Source organism: Salinarimonas ramus, assembly GCF_014645695.1.
Lineage (GTDB): Bacteria > Pseudomonadota > Alphaproteobacteria > Rhizobiales > Beijerinckiaceae > Salinarimonas > Salinarimonas ramus.
On sequence record NZ_BMMF01000012.1, the window covers coordinates 112,038 to 128,512 of the forward strand.

Consider the following 16,475-nt stretch of genomic DNA (forward strand, 5'->3'; position numbering starts at 1 on the left):
TGCCTCACGGCCGTGTCCTCCGGGGATCCCGGCACAGAAGCAACGGCTTGCTGGAGGTGCGTCCACCGATCTCCTTGATCGTGGCGTAGCTCGCCGACAAGACGGCCCCGACCCGATGCGTGTCGCACAGGGACGGGTGCAGCTCGATGACGAGCGTCGCGACGCGCGCCAGCGTGGCGCCGGCGTCGGCGAGGAGCGCCTCCTCGGAGCCCTCGACGTCGATCTTGGCGAGCGCGATCGTCCCATCGCCACTTCCTGCCGCCTGCGACACCAGCGTCCGGAATCCGCGGGTCTCGACGGGGATCGTGCCGTGCGGTTCCACACGGTTCGCCATGCTCGCCTCTCGGCGGGACACGTAGACGGTCTCGCCGTCGCGCGCTCCCGCGGCTGCCGCGAGCGCCCGGACCCCCGTCAGGCGCTCGGTGTTCCGGCTCAGGAGGTCGAAGGTCTCCGGCTCGGCCTCGACGCAGAGCATCGTCGCATCGGGCCTGCGAGCGGCGAGCCAGAGCGCGAACGTTCCGATGTGGGCACCGACGTCGAGCACGCGTGCATGCGGTGGAAGATGCTCCAGCACCGGCTCGTACTCCGCCGAGGCGAGCACCTCGTGGACCGCCTGCTCGTCGCCGGCTCGCAGCCAGATCCGCCCGTAGCGCGTAGACACCGCCACCGGTACCGTGGGTGCGCTCCGCAGCGCGAGTGCGAGGCGCAGCGCGGAGAGGGGCCCTCCCGTCACCTTCGAGAGCGACGAAAGCCGGGCCATACGGGTGCGGAACGAAGCACGCGAGAGGATCGACGACGAGCGCGACATGAATGGAGCATCCAGGCGGAAGAACTTTCCCGCGCCAGCGGTCATCGTGCGTGCGGCGCGTGGTGTCAACGCCGCGACCGCCCGGCCGGCACGTCTTGCGATTGGCGCGGCGCATGGCCTGGTGTAGAGCGTTGCGGCCGAGAGCCGAGCTGAGCGACGGCTGGTGCGAGGGAGCGGGCTAGGGTGTGCGGTATCGTCGGGATCTTCGATCCGAACGGGCAGCTGCCGCGGGGCACCCTCGAGCCCGACGTCCGCGCGATGACGGCGCGGCTCGTCCATCGCGGCCCCGACTCCGATGGTGTCTTCGTCGACCTGGACGCCGGGATCGCGCTCGGCCATCGACGGCTCGCCATCCTCGACAGGTCGGAGGCCGGGAGCCAGCCGATCGTTTCGTCAGACGGCCGTTGGGTGATGGTCTACAATGGCGAGATCTACGGGCTGGAGCGGCTTCGGAACGTGCCGGCGCTCGCGGACGTGCGCTGGCGCGGGTCGTCCGACACGGAGGTGCTGCTCGAGAGCATCGCGCATCGGGGCCTGGACGAGACCCTGCGCGATGCAGACGGCATGTTCGCTTTCGCCGTGTTCGACCGGCGCGAGCAGGTCCTCCATCTCGCGCGTGATCGCTTCGGCATGAAGCCGCTCGTGTACCAGCGCGGGGAGGGCGGGGTTACGTGGATCGCCTCGGACACGCGATGTCTCGGTCGGGGGATCGGCGCGAGCCTCGACCCGCACGGCATCGCCACGTTCCTGCGCTACGGTCACGTTCCGAGCCCGCATACGATCTTCCGCGACATCGTGCGGCTCGGCCCCGGCGAGATCGCCTCCATCTCCCGGTCCGGAACCGTCGTCCGGCGCTGGTGGAGCCTGGACGAGTGGGCTCTGGCCCCGCGAGCCGCGTCGAAGCCGGAGGCAGCGATCGACGTCTTCGAGGAGGCGTTCGATCGCGCCGTTCGGGAGCGGTTGATCGCCGACGTCCCGCTCGGCGCCTTTCTCTCGGGTGGGGTCGATTCGGCGCTCGTCGTCTCGTCGATGGTGCGCGCCGCCTCCGAGCCGGTACGCACCTTCTCCATCGGCTTCCCGGACCTCGGCTACGACGAGACTCCGATCGCCGCCGAGGTCGCCAAGCGGCTCGGGACGCGGCATACCAGCGCGCGCTTCGGCGAACCCGAGGCCGCAGCCGCGATCCCGGACCTGATCGCGGCGTTCGACGAACCGTTCGCCGACGCCTCGGCGTTGCCGACGTTGATGCTGTCGCGCCTCGCGCGCCGCGAGGTGGTGGTCGCCTTGTCGGGCGACGGCGGCGACGAGCTCTTCGCGGGGTACGACCGCCATCGCCTCGCCGGAAGGCTCGGCGCGCTGAGAACGGTGCCCCTTTCGGTGCGGGTGGCCTTCGCGAAGCGCCTGTCGGGGATGCAGGCACCGCTGCTCGACGGCATCGCGGCGCGCGCCGGTATCTCCCGCCTGTCGGAGCGGCTCCGCAAGCTCGGGCGGGTGATGGCGAGCGACGCGGAGCCGTGGCTCGAAGCCGTATCCCTCACGACGGCGCCGCAGGTCCTCGTCGACGCGCGCGAGCACGACGTCCCCCTCCCGGATGCTGCATTGTCTGATCCGCTCGATCGCATGCGTTGGCTGGACATGTCCGTCTATCTCGGCGACGGCGTGCTGCAGAAGGTCGATCGCGCCTCCATGGCGGCGTCGCTGGAAGTCCGCCCCGCCTTCCTGTCTAACGATCTCGCACGCTTCGCGTGGAGCCTCCCTCGCGATCGCCTCCTCGGGCGAGGACGGGGCAAGCTCGTCGCCCGGGCATTGCTCGCTCGACGTCTGCCCGGGCACCTCGCGACGCTCCCCAAGCGCGGCTTCTCCGTGCCCCTCGCGGCCTGGCTGCGCGGATCGCTCAGATCCTTCGCCGGCGACCTGCTCGTCTCAGCGGAGATCGGTGGAGGCCACGTGAACGCCCGGGCAGTACGGGCCCTGTGGGACGAGCACGCCTCCGGGCGCCGCGACAACGCTTACGCCCTCTGGCCGATCGTGGTGCTCGAAGCATGGTGCAGGAGACCCGACAACACGTCCGGAGCGCGTCGATGACGACCGCGCGTGCATGCCCGGCGCGCAGCGCTCCGCGACCTCGGGACCTGACGGACGTCCGTGTCGTGCTCTACTTTCATCGTCTCGCGTCGGCCGGTGGCGCGGAGCGGATGCTCTGCCGGCTCGCGGAGGCGCTGGTCTCCTACGGCGCGGGCGTCGACGTCGTGAGCTGGGACGACGCTGCGGCGAACTCCTTCCATGCGCTGCCATCGGGCGTGACGTGGCATCGGCTGGGCTACACCCCCGGGCTCCGCGACAAGGCGCGACGCGCTCGGGAGCTGACGGGGCTGCTGCGGCGCATGCGAGCGGACGTCCTCGTCGGCTTTGTCATGAGCGCGGACCGCACCGTCTACGCGGCGTGCCGGATGGCGGGCGTCGCGCTGATCGTGGCCGAGCGGAACGCGCCCTCCATGTATCGCTTTCGGCACGGGATGGTCGGCCGAGCCATGATCCATGCCTCGCTCCACCTCGCCGACGCCGTCGTGGTTCAGTTCGCGTCCTTCGTGAAGCACTATCCGCCGACGCTGCGGCGCCGCATGCGGGTCATCGGCAACCCCGTCGACGTCGCCGCACGCGTCCCTGCGCGCCCGAGCTGCGATGGTCGACACATCCTGCTCTTCTGCGGCCGGCTCGATCCGCTCCAGAAGCGCCCGCAGATCGCCCTCGACGCCTTTGCTCGGATCGCACACGAATTCCCGGATTGGGATTTGCGGATCGTCGGCGGCGGGCCGGCGGCGGCGACGCTCCGCGAAGCGGCGGCGAAGCACGGGCTGTCGTCCCGGGTCCGCATCGACGGGGCTCGCAGCGACCTCGCGGACGTGTTCGCGCAGGCCGATCTCTTCGTGCTCCCGTCCGCCTTCGAGGGTTTCCCCAACGTCCTGGCCGAAGCCATGGCGGCGGGCCTCCCCGCCATCGCGTTCGAGAGCTGCGCGGGTGCGGCGGACCTCCTCGCTCTCGGCGGAGGATGGCTCGTCGGCGATGCCGATCCCGTCCGAGATCTCGCCGAGACGCTTCGCACGGCCATGCTTTCGCCCTCCGAACGGGCCGCTCGAGGTGCGCGGGCACGACAGGGCATGAAAGCGCTTGCCGCCACCGACGCCTTCGCGCCTTGGGCCGATCTCGTGCGGCAGGTGGTCGACGGGAGGCGCGGATGACGAGGGAGGCGCTCGTCACCATCGCGATGACCGCTTACGACGCGCAGGAGACGATCGAAGCCGCGCTCGCATCCGCGGCGGCACAGACATGGCACCCCCGTGAGATCGTCGTCGTCGACGACGCATCCGGTGATCGCACGCCCGAGCTGCTGGAGCGCTTCGCGGCCCGCGTGCCCGATGTCCGGATCGTCAGGCACGGGGAAAATCGTGGCGTCGGCGCCGCTCGCAACAGTCTTCTGGTGGAGGCGCGCGGCGCCTTCGTCGTCTTCTTCGATGACGACGACGTCAGCGAGCCTCGTCGCGTGGAGGCGCAGGTCGACAGGATCGTCGCCTACGAGAGGCTGATTGGCGACGCCGGCCCCGTCGTCTGCCATGCGGCGCGGCTCGCCCGCTACCCGGATGGCGTCACCCGGCGCCTCCCGGCCATGGGCGAGGCGGCCAAGGGGTGGGCGCCTTCGGGGCATGCCGTCGCGGATGCGATCCTGCGGGGAACGGCCACCGGCATCGCCGGCGCTTGCGCGACCTGCAGCCAAGCCGCCCGCATCGAGACGTATCGGACGGTCGGCGGCTTCGACGAGAGCTTCAGACGTGGCGAGGACACCGACCTCGCCGTTCGGCTCGCCCGTGCAGGGGCGCATTTTGTCGGCCTCGAAGACGCCTTGGTGCACCAGACGATGACGCGCACCACCGACAAGAGCCTCGAAGCCGAGCGTGAGGCGTTCCTGATGCTCCTCGAGAAGAACCGCGATTTCCTCGATCAGTACGGGGAGTACGACTTCAGCCGTGGCTGGATCGAGGTTCGCCACCATTGGATGATGCGTCGCCGCGTGCGCTTCGCAGGCGGCTTGTTGGCGCTCCTCGTGCGCAACCCGGTCGCGACAGCCCGGCGCCTGCGTCATGCGCTTCCGCGAATCGCGGACAACGAGGCCCATCGGGCGTTTCTGGGAGGCGACCCGTCGTGAGCGCCGCCGCGCCTCTGGTGACCATCGCAATGACGTGCTTCGACGCGCGCGAGACCGTCCTGCGCGCGCTCGAGAGCGCGTTCGCGCAGGACTGGCCGAGCCGCGAGATCCTCGTCGTCGACGACGCGTCTGCCGACGACACCGCCACGATCGTCGAGACCGCCGTCGCGGGACGCTCGGACGCTCGCCTCGTGCGACATTCGCGCAACAGCGGCGTCGGGGCGGCGAGGGCGACGCTTCTCGAGGAGGCGCGCGGCACCTTCGTCGTCTTCTTCGACGACGACGATACGAGCGGGCCCTCGCGCGTTCGCGTCCAGATCGAGCGCATCCTCGCCGAGGAAGCGCGCAGACCGGGCCCCGTCGTCTGCTACGCCTCCGGTCGACGCATCTATCCGAGCGGCCATGCGATGAGCATCGACGCGATCGGCTCGCGCGACACGCCGCCCTCGGGGGCCGACGTCGCAGCCTGGCTGCTCGTGTACGAACGCCGGCCGGGTCTCTTCTACGGCGGCGGGACGCCCGCCTGCTCTCTGGCAGCACGATGCGAGGACCTGAGGCGCGTGGGCGGTTTCGACCCGCGATTGCGCCGCCTCGAAGACGTCGATCTCGCGATCCGGCTCGCTTTCGCGGGCGCCACGTTCGTCGGAACGACCGAGCGCCTTTATACGCAGTACGCCACGACGGGTAACGACAAGACGCCGGAACGCAACCTCACGGGCGAGCTCGCGATCGTGGAGAAGCACGCGGCTTTCCTCCAGGAGCACGGGCTCCTGGACTATGCGCGGCGGTGGCCGATGCTCCGCTACAGGCACTTCGCAGGTGATCGGCCGGGCTTCGTCCGCGATCTGGTCGGTCTACTGCTGCGTCATCCCGTCAGGACGACGCGGCATCTCCTGGCGACGGGGCCGAAGCGCCTCTCACACGAACGTGCCGCGGGACGTGGAGGAGGGCGGCGATGAAGGTCATGCTCGCCGCACGCGCCATCGGCGACGTCGCCGGTGGTGTCGAGCGCATGGTCCTCGCCATCGGCGCGGGACTCGCCGCGCGCGGCGTCGAGGTCGAGCTCCTGACGTGGGACCCGCAACACGCCACGGCGTTCTACCCGATACCGCCGGAGATCGTCTGGCACCGGGTCGCCGACGGGGACCCGGGTGTCCGCGCCGGGCTTCGGCGCCGTCTGCTACGGGCGCGTCGGCTTCGCGACCTGGTGCGGGAGCGCCGTCCGGACGTGGTCGTCGCCTTCCAGGACGGTCCCTTCCGGGCATTGCGCGCGTACCTCGCCGGCATCGACGTGCCCGTCGTCGCGGCCGAGCGCAATGCACCGTCGCGCTTCGACCACCTCCGACGCGGGCGGGTCGAACGGGCGATCGTCTTCGCCTCATTCCACGCGGCTGCGGCGGTCGTCGTGCAGTCTGCGAGCTACGTTTCGCTCTATCCGCGCACGCTCGCCGGGCGGATCGCGGTCGTCCCAAATCCGGTCGCTGCCGCGAGCGCCCCACGCGAACCCGTGCGCGACGATAGGGCGGTCTCGCGGCGCCGCACGTTGCTGAGCGTCGGGCGTCTGAGCTATCAGAAGAACCACGCCGTCCTGGTGCGAGCCTTCGCGCGCATGGCGGCTTCCCACCCCGAATGGGATCTCGTGATCCTGGGAGACGGTGAGGAGCGCGCGCATCTGGAGCGGCTTGTGCAGGACCTCGGGATCGCGCATCGCGTCGCGCTACCGGGCGTGCGCCCCGACCCCGAGCGCGCCTACGCGAGCGCCGACCTTTTCTGCCTCGCGTCCCGATGGGAGGGCTTTCCGAATGCGCTCGCAGAAGCGGCGGCGCACGGCCTCGCCAGCGTCGCCTTCTCCGGTTGTGCGGGGGTGGATTCGATCATCGCGCACGAACGGTCGGGGCTGCTCGCTCCGGGGAACGCGGACGAGCGATCATTGGCGGAGGCCCTCGACCGCGCGATGGGAGCGCCCGAACTGAGGGAGCGGCTCGGGCGCGAAGCGGCCCGCGTCGTCGAGGCCTACGCCCCCGACGCAATCTTCGACCGCTGGCTCGCTCTGCTCGAGCGGATCGCACGAGACAGGCGATGATCCTCTTCGTCATCAAGTCGCTCGCCGTCGCGGGGGGCGCGGAACGCGTGCTCGCCACCGTCGCCGGTGGGCTGGTCGAGCGGGGCCACGAGGTCGCCGTGATGAGTTTCGACGCGCCCGGCGTCGCGCCCGCCTATCCTCTCCATCCCGGCGTCGAGCATATCCGTCATCCGATCGGCGCGGCCACGCATCGATCCGGGCTCGTGGGGACGCTGCGTCGCATGGTGCGACTGCGCCGCGAGGCGAGCTGCCGAAGGCCGCGCCTGTGCATCGCCTTCATGCATTCGGCCTACGTGCCGGCCGTGATCGCCTTGGCGGGAACGGGCGTACCCGTCGTCGCGAGCGAGCACACCATCCCGGATTACTTCGCGCATCGGCGCGTCGAGTTCGCGCTGGTCCGGCTCGTCGCGGGCCTCGCGAGCGGCATGACGACCGTGTCCGAACATGCTCGCTCGCGTTTTCCTGCAGCATTACGAAACGTCATGACCGTCGTGCCCAACCCCGCGCTCGACGCGAGGGGTCGGCAGGCCGACGTGCTAGGCTCGCAGGAAGGTGGAGGTACGATCCTATCGGTCGGGCGCCTTGTCGAGGGCAAGGGGCTGGAGATCCTCGTCGAGGCGTTTGCACTGATTGCCGGAGAGAGGCCGGGATGGACCCTGCGCCTGGTCGGCGACGGACCGCTGCGCGAGGCGCTTCGCACCCTCGCCTCGCGCTTGCGGGTCGCCGATCGCATCGCGTTCGTCGGCTTCGTCTCTGCCGTCGACGACGAATACCTGCGCGCGCAGCTGTTCTGCGCACCCTCCCTCGTCGAGAGCCAGGGGCTCGCGGCCGCCGAAGCGCTCTCGTTCGGGCTGCCCGTGGTCGCCTTCGCCGACTGCGAAGCTCTGGCGGAGATCGTTCATGACGGCTTCAACGGCCGTCTCGCCCGCGCGAACGAGGGCGCCGCCGGGCTCGCGCCGCTCCTCGCCGAACTGACGGCCGATGCCGAGCAGCGCGCGCTACTGGCGCGAGGGGCCACCGCGAGCCGACCTTCCGGCAAGCTCGACGAGGTGCTCGCGGCGTGGGAAAGTCTCGTCGCCGCCCACGCCCGCGAGGCCACGGCGCAGCCGCACCGGCACACCAATCAAACGAGCATCGACCGATAGAGCGCGATGGTCTCGCGCGCGACGACCTCGCTGGAAAAAAGGCGCTCCGCTCGCTCACGAGCGGCCCCACCCATGCGCCGACGCAGCTCGGCGTCGCCCGCGAGGCGGCGCACCGCCGCCGCGAGCGCCTCCGGGTCTCTCGGGGGGACGAGGAACCCGGTTTCTCCGTCGACGACGATCTCGCGATTGCCGGGAACGTCGGTCGCGACCATCGGCCTCCCGCACGCCGCAGCCTCGAGAAGAGCCTTCGGAAGACCCTCGCCGCCGCGAGAGGCGAGGATCGCGACGTGACTCTTCGCCCAGATCTCGCGAGGATCGTCGACGTGCCCGACATACGTGACGCTCGGCGACTGCGCCCAGCTCACGAGCACCTCGTGCGATAGGGCCGAGGGGTTGCCGAGGTCCGGCTTGCCGACGAGAAGCGTGCGGTGGGCGACGCTCTGCTCGTCGAGCAGGCGAGATGCTTCGACGACGTCGGCGACACCCTTGATCCCCAGCATGCGGGTTACCGTCGCAACGATCAACGGCGGGGCGTCGGGAGGCGGGACGTGCGGATGCGAGAGAACGTCGATACCCGCGCCTCGGATGATCGCGCTTGCAGCGCGCTTCGCCGCGCCGGCGGCTTTCACGACCTCTCGATCGTCGTTGTTTTGGAACAGGTACACGGACCCTGGACGATCGGCGAGCGTGGAGAGGCTCTGCAGAATGATCCGGCGAACGATGCGCGCTTTCAGCGAGTCGTCCGCAAACGCATAGCCGAGGCCGGTGATCGCATGGACGAAGTGCGGCCGGCTGGCCGTGGGCAGGGCGCCGAGGGCGGCGAGCACGATCGGCTTCAGGGATACGGCGTGAACGATGGCGGGCTTCAGCCGGTCGATGAGGCGGGCGACGCAAGCTGCGCTGCGCAGATCGTCGAGAAACCGTCCGCCGCGCTTCCAGGGGAGTTCGTGCAGTGCGATCCCGCTCGCTCCGATCGCCTCGTCCCCTTCCGATGTCCGCGTGGCGACGTGCACCTCGAAGCCCTGGTCCATAGCAGCTTTGGCGAGGTAGAGGCGGTGTGAGCGAAAGTACCAGCCGTCGCTCACCACGAAAAGGACTTTCGGCGAACGGGCGTGGACGCTCGTCGTTTCGATCGGAACCACTGTTGATGTCCCGCTAGTATCCGAGCCGTCGCGCAGCCTTGATCACCAAACCGCCGTCATCCGCGCACGCGGTCGCGAAGCGGGGCATAGGCGACACGAGCGCGCAAGCCAATGGGCCCACGAACGATTTCCCCAGTTCGTCGTGAGCCGGCCCGCACGCGCGCACAGGACCGGATGGGCTGTCGGGTTCGCGGGAGCGCCGTCGCAAGCTCTCCCGCGCCGTCAACGGCGCAAACCCCCTGCGCAGCTGTGCGCCGAGCTAGTGCCGTCGGTACGGTGAACCGCGGGAAAGTTCTCACGATGGATTGATCCGGAAGCCTGCGCTCAGCCGACGGAACTCTTCCGAGCGAATGAAGCCGTCCATGACCGTGTTGCGATCGGTGCCGCTGTTCAATTGGGGCACCCAGGCGTTCCGACCGTCCGCGCCGCCGTCGCGATCGAAGAATGCGCGGTATAGAACGTCCACGAACTGCTCGTTGGTCAAACCATTCGCCAGGAATTCGGCACTGTTGAAGAACGCCCGGCCGACGTCGCCGCCGGCCAGGATACCGGAGGCGAGGCTCTCGACCCAGTAGTTGAGGCCCGCCGCGTCCGAGCCGCGTCCGAGCGAGCTGACATAGAAGCGCTCGACGAAGGCCTCGATGTTCGACTGCGACTGGTGCTCCTGGTAGCGCCCGGCGACAAAATCGCCGATCTGGACGTCGAACGGGTTCTCGAACCGATAGACCACGGCCTGGTCTCGCGCGGCCGTCGTTCCGCCGCTGATGATCTCGAGACGCCCGTCTGCGTCGATGTCGCGCACGGCCGGCGACCCCTTGAAGGTCTCGAAGATCCCGGTGCGCGTGCCCGCATCGCTGATCTGCCGCCCGTCATGTCCGATGATGACGGTTTGAGATCCGATCGAGACGAGGATCTCGAGAGTGCGATCACCGTTCAGGTCGACCGCGACGGGCGAGCTGAAGATGGGTGCGCCGGTCGTGCCGGGGAACGTTGCCGGGTAGGTCTGCCAGTACAGCTCGCCCGTGTGGTGCCACGCGTAGAGACCGCCGGTGAGAGTCGCTGCGACGATCTCGAGGTCGCCGTTCGCGTCGAGATCCGCGATCAGCGGCGTCGCAAAGGTGCGTCCGCCGGTGTCGAGCAGGAATTTGCTCGTCCCATCGTGCTCCCAGACGCGGATATAGGTGCCACGATCGTCCTGTAGGTAGTTCCCGGTCCCGTACACGATCTCGAGGAAGCCGTCGCCGTCGAGATCCGCGGTGACCGGGCTGCTCCAGAGGACCTGCTCCTCGAATTTGCCCCGCAATGTCGTGTATTCCGGGTTCCCGACCGGCTGATCGAAGCCGGGCGTGTTCTGGTCGCCGTTCGCGGAGATGACGTGGAAGATGCCTCCCGTGCGCGTGCGAGCGTCGGCGTTCTCCGTGATGTCCGCGGACACCAATATCTCGAAGACGTTGTCGCCGGTAATATCCGCGATGTGGGGCGTCGACCAAATGGTGTCGGCGAGGTGCACCTCGACCTCGGGGGTGCCGGTGCGGCCGTCCAGGATCCAGGTGCTCTGGTCCCAGCTGTTGTAGATCACCTCGCGAACGCCATCTCTGTCGATGTCGAACACCACGGGAGCGCCGTAGACGCCGTCGGGACGGCCGTCACCCCTGTTATCCGCGCCGCCGATCGTATCGCGGCTCTGATGAAACCAGACGATGTTCCCGTTCGAGTCGAGCGCATAGACACCGCCGCGATCGCCGGGCTGTCCGACGACGGGCTGCCCGAGCTCGTTCGTGCTGTCGGCACCGACGCCGACGACGATCTCCATTCGGCCGTCTCCGTTGAGATCTGCGAACACGGGCTCCGTGCTCACGGACGTCGTCTGGTAGACGTGACCGGTCTGCGAATCCGGTCCCGCTATGGCGGGGAACGAAACCTGCCACTTGACCGTCCCGTCCGCCTCCAGGCAGACGAAGCCCGCCGGCCTCACCTCGCGCCCCTGCGCGTCGAGGCCCTTGCTGGTGCCGACGAAGATCTCCTGCTCGCCGTCATTGTCGATATCGAAGAGCGAGACCGAGACGTCGCGGATCGGGCCGAAGGGGAGAACGCGGGACCACGTCTCGTCGGGCGCGTCGATTGCGAGACGCACACGCGTCGCGTCGCCCTGCGGGGCGGTCTGGAAGAGCTCGATCGTGTAAATGCCCGACGAGGTGACCTGGAAGTCGATGCGCTCGGGCACTGAGCTGCCCTGGAAGTCGGAGGCGACGACCCGGTTGGCCGAATCGTAGAGGATCATGTTGACATCGCTGAGCCCGGTCAGCGTCGCCATCTCGATGGAGAGGCTACCCGGGTTCGCAAAGACGCTGTAGCGCTGTTGCCCGACGACCGAGAGCTCGTGAACGCCGTCGCCGAGGCTCGTGTTGAGCGCGGTGGCGATCGGATCGTGCAATGTCGCATCCTCGAAGAGCATACCTCGTACCCCCAGTCTTTCGTGTCGCGCCGCGAATCTCCGTTCGCATCATCGTCGCGCGCCTGCGAAGAAAGAAACACGGACGCGGTGGCACCGCAAGCGACGAGCGATCAGCGACTGCGGCCGCGTCGCGTCACATGCTCGCGCCCGAGCGTCCGGCGGGCTGATCGATCGCCGCTGCCATCCTGTCCTCCACGACATCGATCGTGGTAATCGGCGCGGTCGATGCGGCGATCTGCGCAGGGGGAGAGACGTGCACCGCCTCTGAAATCTCGGCGACGCGCGCGAAGAAATGGCGTGTGCTCTCCGCCCAAGACAATGGTCCCACGTCAGGCGAGCGCAGCGCGTCCAAAGCGCTCGGGTCCCCCTCGTAGCCGTCGATCAGGTCCACGAGCCGGTCGAGATCGTCGAGGGCGAAGTACGCCACCCTGTCAATGCCGACCTCCCGGTGAACGGGTGTGTCGCTGGCGAGCACGGGCAGGCCGCGGGCGAGGCCCTCGACGATCGGCAGGCCGAAGCCTTCGGCCGTGGACGCGAAGACGAGCGCACGGCAGCGCGCGTAGAGGGTCTCCAGCTCGGGATCCGCCACGTCGTCGAACCAGAACAGTCTTCGATTGAGCTCCGCGTGACCCGTGATGCGATGGATGAGCTTCTCGACCTTCCAGCCCGCGCGCCCGACGAAGAGCAGGTTGGGGCCGTCGCCACGGGCCCAGATGCGCTCGAATGCGTCGAGGACGTAAGCGTGGTTCTTGCGCGGCTCGAGGGTCGACACGACGAGGTATGTGGCCCGTGCGGAGACAGCTTCCTCGAGCGTCGGGCGCAGGGGCTGCGCCGGCCTCGATCGATCGTTGAAATCGCTTCCGAGATGGAAATGCGCGAAGGCCTTGCCCGCTGCGACCGTCGGAAGCTCCCGCTCAAGATACGCCTCGAGATCCTGCTGAACCGTCCGCGAGATGGCGATGAAGCCGTCGCACAGCCGGGCCGAGATCGCGATGTGCTCCTTGAAGACGGAGGCGAGGAGGTCGTCGCAATATTGCGGATGGGTAATCGGTATCAGGTCGTACACGACACCGATCACGACCACCCCGCGTTCGCGCAAGGCGCTCACAGTCGGCCAGATACCCAAGTACCAGGAGGAGTCGAGAAGGATCAGCACGTCGCCCGGGCGCGCCTCGTCGAGGCGGGGGTCGACGGCCGTCGCCTCGCCGGGCGACGGTCTGCGGTTCGCCCCCGTCAGCGTTCGGACAGGATGCAGGCCGGCATAGAGGATCGCGTTCAGCCCGAAGCGTGTCCGGTCCGCGAACAGGAACGTCCGTACCGCCGGATGATCGGCGGCGATCGCGGAGAGCAGTTCCCTCCCGGTGTCATAGATGCGCCTGAGATAGCGCTTGAATCGAAGCAGGCGTGCGGGCTCGGCACGGCCGATCCGAGGCTCGAGATCCGCGCGAACGATCGGCTCGAACGCGCCGTTTGCGAGGTTCACGAGGCGGACTTCGTCCGCGCCGCTCGGGGGCGTGGCGAGGGCATTGTCGACGACGCGGCGAACGACCCGCTGGATCCCCGAGTTCAGATGCGCGTGCTCACGCAGGTACGAGCAATCGATGAAATAGGTGGGCATTTGAAGTCCGTCGGGCTTTCGTCGCGCTGCAGGCGTCGGTCCGGTGTGATCGCGCTTGCGTCTCGCCCCGTCGACGCGGCGCAACCTAGCCACACTCGCTGTGAACGGCAACACGCCCGATCGTCGTGGTGACGATTGCGACGACGCAGCGCGGCCGCGTCGCGGCTGCCGTTTGGATACGCCGACCCCCGATCGCGGCGACGGCGACTCGTCCCCGCACGAAGCCGGCGACAACGAACGCGGTCGATGCTATCGCGGGCTCGAGGGAGGAGATCCGCCGAATGCACGACGAGATCCCACGCGTATACGTCGACGTGACGCGCACGGCGACACGTGGCTACCATACCGGAATCCAGAAGACGGTTAGAGGCTTGTACCGAGCACTTCGTGCTTTGGGAGAGCGTGAGGGCTTCGTCGTCGTGCCCGTGGCGACGACCGGTCGCGGGCCCGTCGTGCTCAGAGGGCTGGCTTTCCACCCCTACGAGAGTGGTCGCGACGACGAAAGGCGCGGGCGCGGCGTCGCGCAGGGGACGTTCGACGCGGCGCGCCGCCTGGTGGCGCGGGCGCGTGCGCGCCTCGCCGGTCGAGAGGGCAGGGGGGCGGGCGTTCGTGTCCTCCAGAGTGCGTTGGATGCCGCGATCCGCCTCGGACGCTCGACGTTCGCGCCGCAGCTCCTCCTGCGACCGCCGGTTCGCTTCCGGCCGCAGGACGTCTACCTGCTTCCGGACTCGTCCTGGCTCGCCGAGCCGTGGGCGGGTGTCGAGCGGGCCCGCGCGGCCGGTGCAGGCGTCGCGTCTCTCTGGTACGACCTTATCCCGGTCCTCCATCCCGAGCACTTCGATCCGCCTGCGGTGCAGGCCTTCGAGGCCTACCTGACGCGCATTCTCGCGGAGGCCGACCTCGTCGTCGCGATCTCGCGGACCGTCCGGCTCGAGATCGAAGATTTCGCCCAGGGCGCCCGCCTGACGCCACCGAGGCTCGCGCACGCGTGGCCTGGGGTCGAGGTGGCGGAGCCGACGCGTCGGCCCCGGCCGGAGCTCGCCGACGTCCTCGCAGGTCCGACGGTCCTCATGGTCGCGACGTTGGAGCCGCGCAAGGGGCACGCGTTGCTGCTCGACGCCATGGAAGTGGTCTGGCGAGCTGGGCACGACGTCAATTGCCTCCTCGTCGGTCGGGTCGGATGGAACGTCGATGCGCTCGTCGAGCGACTCCGCACGCATCCCGAGCGCGGCCGGCGACTGCTGCACCTGGCCGACGCATCCGATGCGGAGGTGGCGTTCGCCTATGCGAACGCGCGCGTCACGGCTTACCCGTCCATGGCCGAGGGCCTCGGGCTTCCCATCCTGGAAGCCGAGCTCTCCGGCTGCCCGTCCGTCTGCACGGACATCCCCGTCTTCCGAGAGATCGCGGGCCCCGCGACGACGCTCTTCTCCCCGCGAACGTCCGAGCGTCTGGCCGAAGCGCTGATCGCGGAGCTGAGCGGACCTGCCCCGGACCGCGAGGCGATATCCGATTTCCGCCGCGGCCTCGGCTTCGACGTCTTCGCCGCGCAGGTGCTGTCCGCCATGCGCGACGCGGGCTTGTTGCCGACGGCCTCTGGTGCGAAGAGCACCTTTGCACGCGGCGAGGCACCCGAGCCGGGGCCGGCCGCCGCAACGAAAAATTGATCCGAGCGTGTGCCGTGAAACTGTGATCAGGCACGAGAGGCGCGGGCTGGAGCATGTCATGAACGGGACGGTGCTGAACGTCGAGGGGGTCGGTAAGGCGTTCCGACGCTACCGCAGCGAATTGTCGAGGGTCCTCACCTGGTTCGGCATGCATGCCGCGCCGAAGGAGGAGAGCTGGATTCTGCGTGACGTCGGCTTTTGCGTCGAGCACGGCGAAGCCGTCGCGATCGTTGGCAGGAACGGCGCCGGCAAGTCGACGCTCCTGAAGATCGTGACCGGAACGATGCGCCCGACGACCGGCCGCGTTGCGCTATCGGGCCGCGTCGCTGCGATCCTGGAGCTCGGCATGGGTTTCGACCCCGAGCTCGACGCCCGCACGAACGCGTACCACGTCGGCGGCCTCATGGGCTACACCCGCGCCCAGATGGACGAGGTCATGCCCCTCATCGAGGGCTTCGCGGAGGTCGGATCCTACTTCGACAAGCCGATGCGCCTCATGTCGAGCGGCATGCAGATGCGGGTCGCCTTCTCGGTCGCGACCGCGCATCGCCCCGACGTGCTCATCGTCGACGAGGCACTCTCGGTCGGCGACGCCTACTTTCAGCACAAGAGCATGGACCGCATCCGCGAGTTCCGACACGCGGGGACCTCGTTGATCTTCGTCTCGCACGATCCGAGTGCCGTTCTCGCATTATGCGATCGTGCGGTCCTCCTCGACGGCGGCCGCGTCGTGATGGACGGGGAGCCGGCGGCGGTCCTCGACCTCTACAATGCCCTGATCAGCCCCGAGGAAGCCCGTCCCGAGCTCCCGTCCGCACCGACGGGTCCGGCCGGGATCGTGCGGTCAGGCTCCGGCGAAGCGACGGTGGTCGCCCTCGGCTTCGTCGACGAGAACGGCCTGCCGGTCGATGCCCTGAGGACCGGAGAGCCCGCGTGTCTCAAGGTCGAGGTCCGAGTCAATCGCGACGTGGAGGTGCTGGTCTTCGGCTTCGCTATTCGCGATCGCGTCGGGCAGACGCTCTACGGCACGAACACCTTCTACTCCGAGCAGGCGATCGAGAGGCCGCGCGTGGGCGCGCGGTACCGCTTCCTCGTCCGCTTCAAGACCGTGCTCGCCGCCGGCAGCTACTCGGTGACGACGGCGCTCGTTTCCGGCGCGAATCACACCGACGCGAACTACGAATGGCGTGATCACGCGCTGGTCTTCGAGGTGATCGACCTGACGCCGACGCGATTTCACGGGCCGCTCTACATGCCCGCGACGATCGAGGTCGCGTAGAGCTTCTTCATGCGTGCTCTGATGACCGAGCGATCACGCACGAGCTGTGGTAGCTGGCGCCGGGGCTGACAGGATTG

General features: G+C 68.8%; 12 protein-coding genes. 8 read left to right on the top strand and 4 right to left on the bottom strand.

Annotation, left to right across the window (positions count from 1 at the left end):
* Positions 1–4: 4 nt before the first annotated feature.
* Positions 5–1,147, bottom strand: a complete 1,143-nt coding sequence (locus IEX89_RS18810; RefSeq protein ID WP_244645573.1) for an FkbM family methyltransferase — start codon at positions 1,145–1,147, stop codon at positions 5–7.
* Here IEX89_RS18810 and asnB point away from each other — a divergent pair.
* The 6 genes from asnB (at position 1,031) to IEX89_RS18840 (ending at position 8,237) form a co-directional block, all read left to right on the top strand.
* Positions 1,031–2,893 carry an asparagine synthase (glutamine-hydrolyzing) gene (gene asnB, locus IEX89_RS18815; RefSeq protein ID WP_244645580.1) on the top strand — a complete coding sequence of 621 codons (1,863 nt, stop codon included), beginning with the start codon at positions 1,031–1,033 and terminating at the stop codon, positions 2,891–2,893. The two genes, IEX89_RS18810 and asnB, sit on opposite strands and share 117 nt — an antisense overlap.
* Positions 2,894–2,958: 65 nt before the next feature.
* Positions 2,959–4,047, top strand: a complete 1,089-nt coding sequence (locus IEX89_RS18820) for a glycosyltransferase (RefSeq protein WP_188914801.1) — start codon at positions 2,959–2,961, stop codon at positions 4,045–4,047.
* Complete coding sequence (locus tag IEX89_RS18825; protein WP_188914802.1) at positions 4,044–5,009, top strand: glycosyltransferase family 2 protein; 966 nt, start codon at positions 4,044–4,046, stop codon at positions 5,007–5,009. The genes IEX89_RS18820 and IEX89_RS18825 overlap by 4 nt, the downstream gene beginning before the upstream one ends.
* The gene (locus IEX89_RS18830; protein WP_188914803.1) at positions 5,006–5,968 is read left to right on the top strand and encodes a glycosyltransferase family 2 protein; all 963 of its coding nucleotides are present in this window, start codon (positions 5,006–5,008) and stop codon (positions 5,966–5,968) included. Before IEX89_RS18825 ends, IEX89_RS18830 begins: the two co-directional genes overlap by 4 nt.
* Positions 5,965–7,092: a glycosyltransferase gene (locus IEX89_RS18835; RefSeq protein ID WP_188914804.1), complete on the top strand. Its 1,128-nt coding sequence runs from the start codon at positions 5,965–5,967 to the stop codon at positions 7,090–7,092. The genes IEX89_RS18830 and IEX89_RS18835 overlap by 4 nt, the downstream gene beginning before the upstream one ends.
* Positions 7,089–8,237: a glycosyltransferase gene (locus tag IEX89_RS18840; RefSeq protein ID WP_188914805.1), complete on the top strand. Its 1,149-nt coding sequence runs from the start codon at positions 7,089–7,091 to the stop codon at positions 8,235–8,237. Before IEX89_RS18835 ends, IEX89_RS18840 begins: the two co-directional genes overlap by 4 nt.
* Here IEX89_RS18840 and IEX89_RS18845 read toward each other — a convergent pair.
* From IEX89_RS18845 to IEX89_RS18855, 3 genes are all read right to left on the bottom strand, one after another.
* Entirely contained in the window at positions 8,216–9,379 is a 1,164-nt protein-coding gene (locus IEX89_RS18845; protein WP_188914806.1) for a glycosyltransferase family 4 protein, read from the bottom strand. The genes IEX89_RS18840 and IEX89_RS18845 overlap by 22 nt on opposite strands.
* Positions 9,380–9,674: 295 nt before the next feature.
* Positions 9,675–11,834: an FG-GAP-like repeat-containing protein gene (locus IEX89_RS18850; RefSeq protein ID WP_188914807.1), complete on the bottom strand. Its 2,160-nt coding sequence runs from the start codon at positions 11,832–11,834 to the stop codon at positions 9,675–9,677.
* 133 nt (positions 11,835–11,967) lie between these two features.
* Positions 11,968–13,536, bottom strand: coding sequence for a glycosyltransferase family 4 protein (locus IEX89_RS18855; protein WP_188914808.1), 1,569 nt, complete (start codon positions 13,534–13,536; stop codon positions 11,968–11,970).
* A gap of 197 nt (positions 13,537–13,733) precedes the next feature.
* Here IEX89_RS18855 and IEX89_RS18860 point away from each other — a divergent pair, with 197 nt between their 5' ends.
* Positions 13,734–15,119 (top strand): glycosyltransferase family 4 protein, encoded by a 1,386-nt coding sequence (locus IEX89_RS18860; RefSeq protein ID WP_188914809.1) that lies wholly within the window; start codon positions 13,734–13,736, stop codon positions 15,117–15,119.
* 58 nt (positions 15,120–15,177) lie between these two features.
* Positions 15,178–16,398: an ABC transporter ATP-binding protein gene (locus IEX89_RS18865; RefSeq protein ID WP_188914810.1), complete on the top strand. Its 1,221-nt coding sequence runs from the start codon at positions 15,178–15,180 to the stop codon at positions 16,396–16,398.
* Positions 16,399–16,475 lie beyond the last annotated feature (77 nt).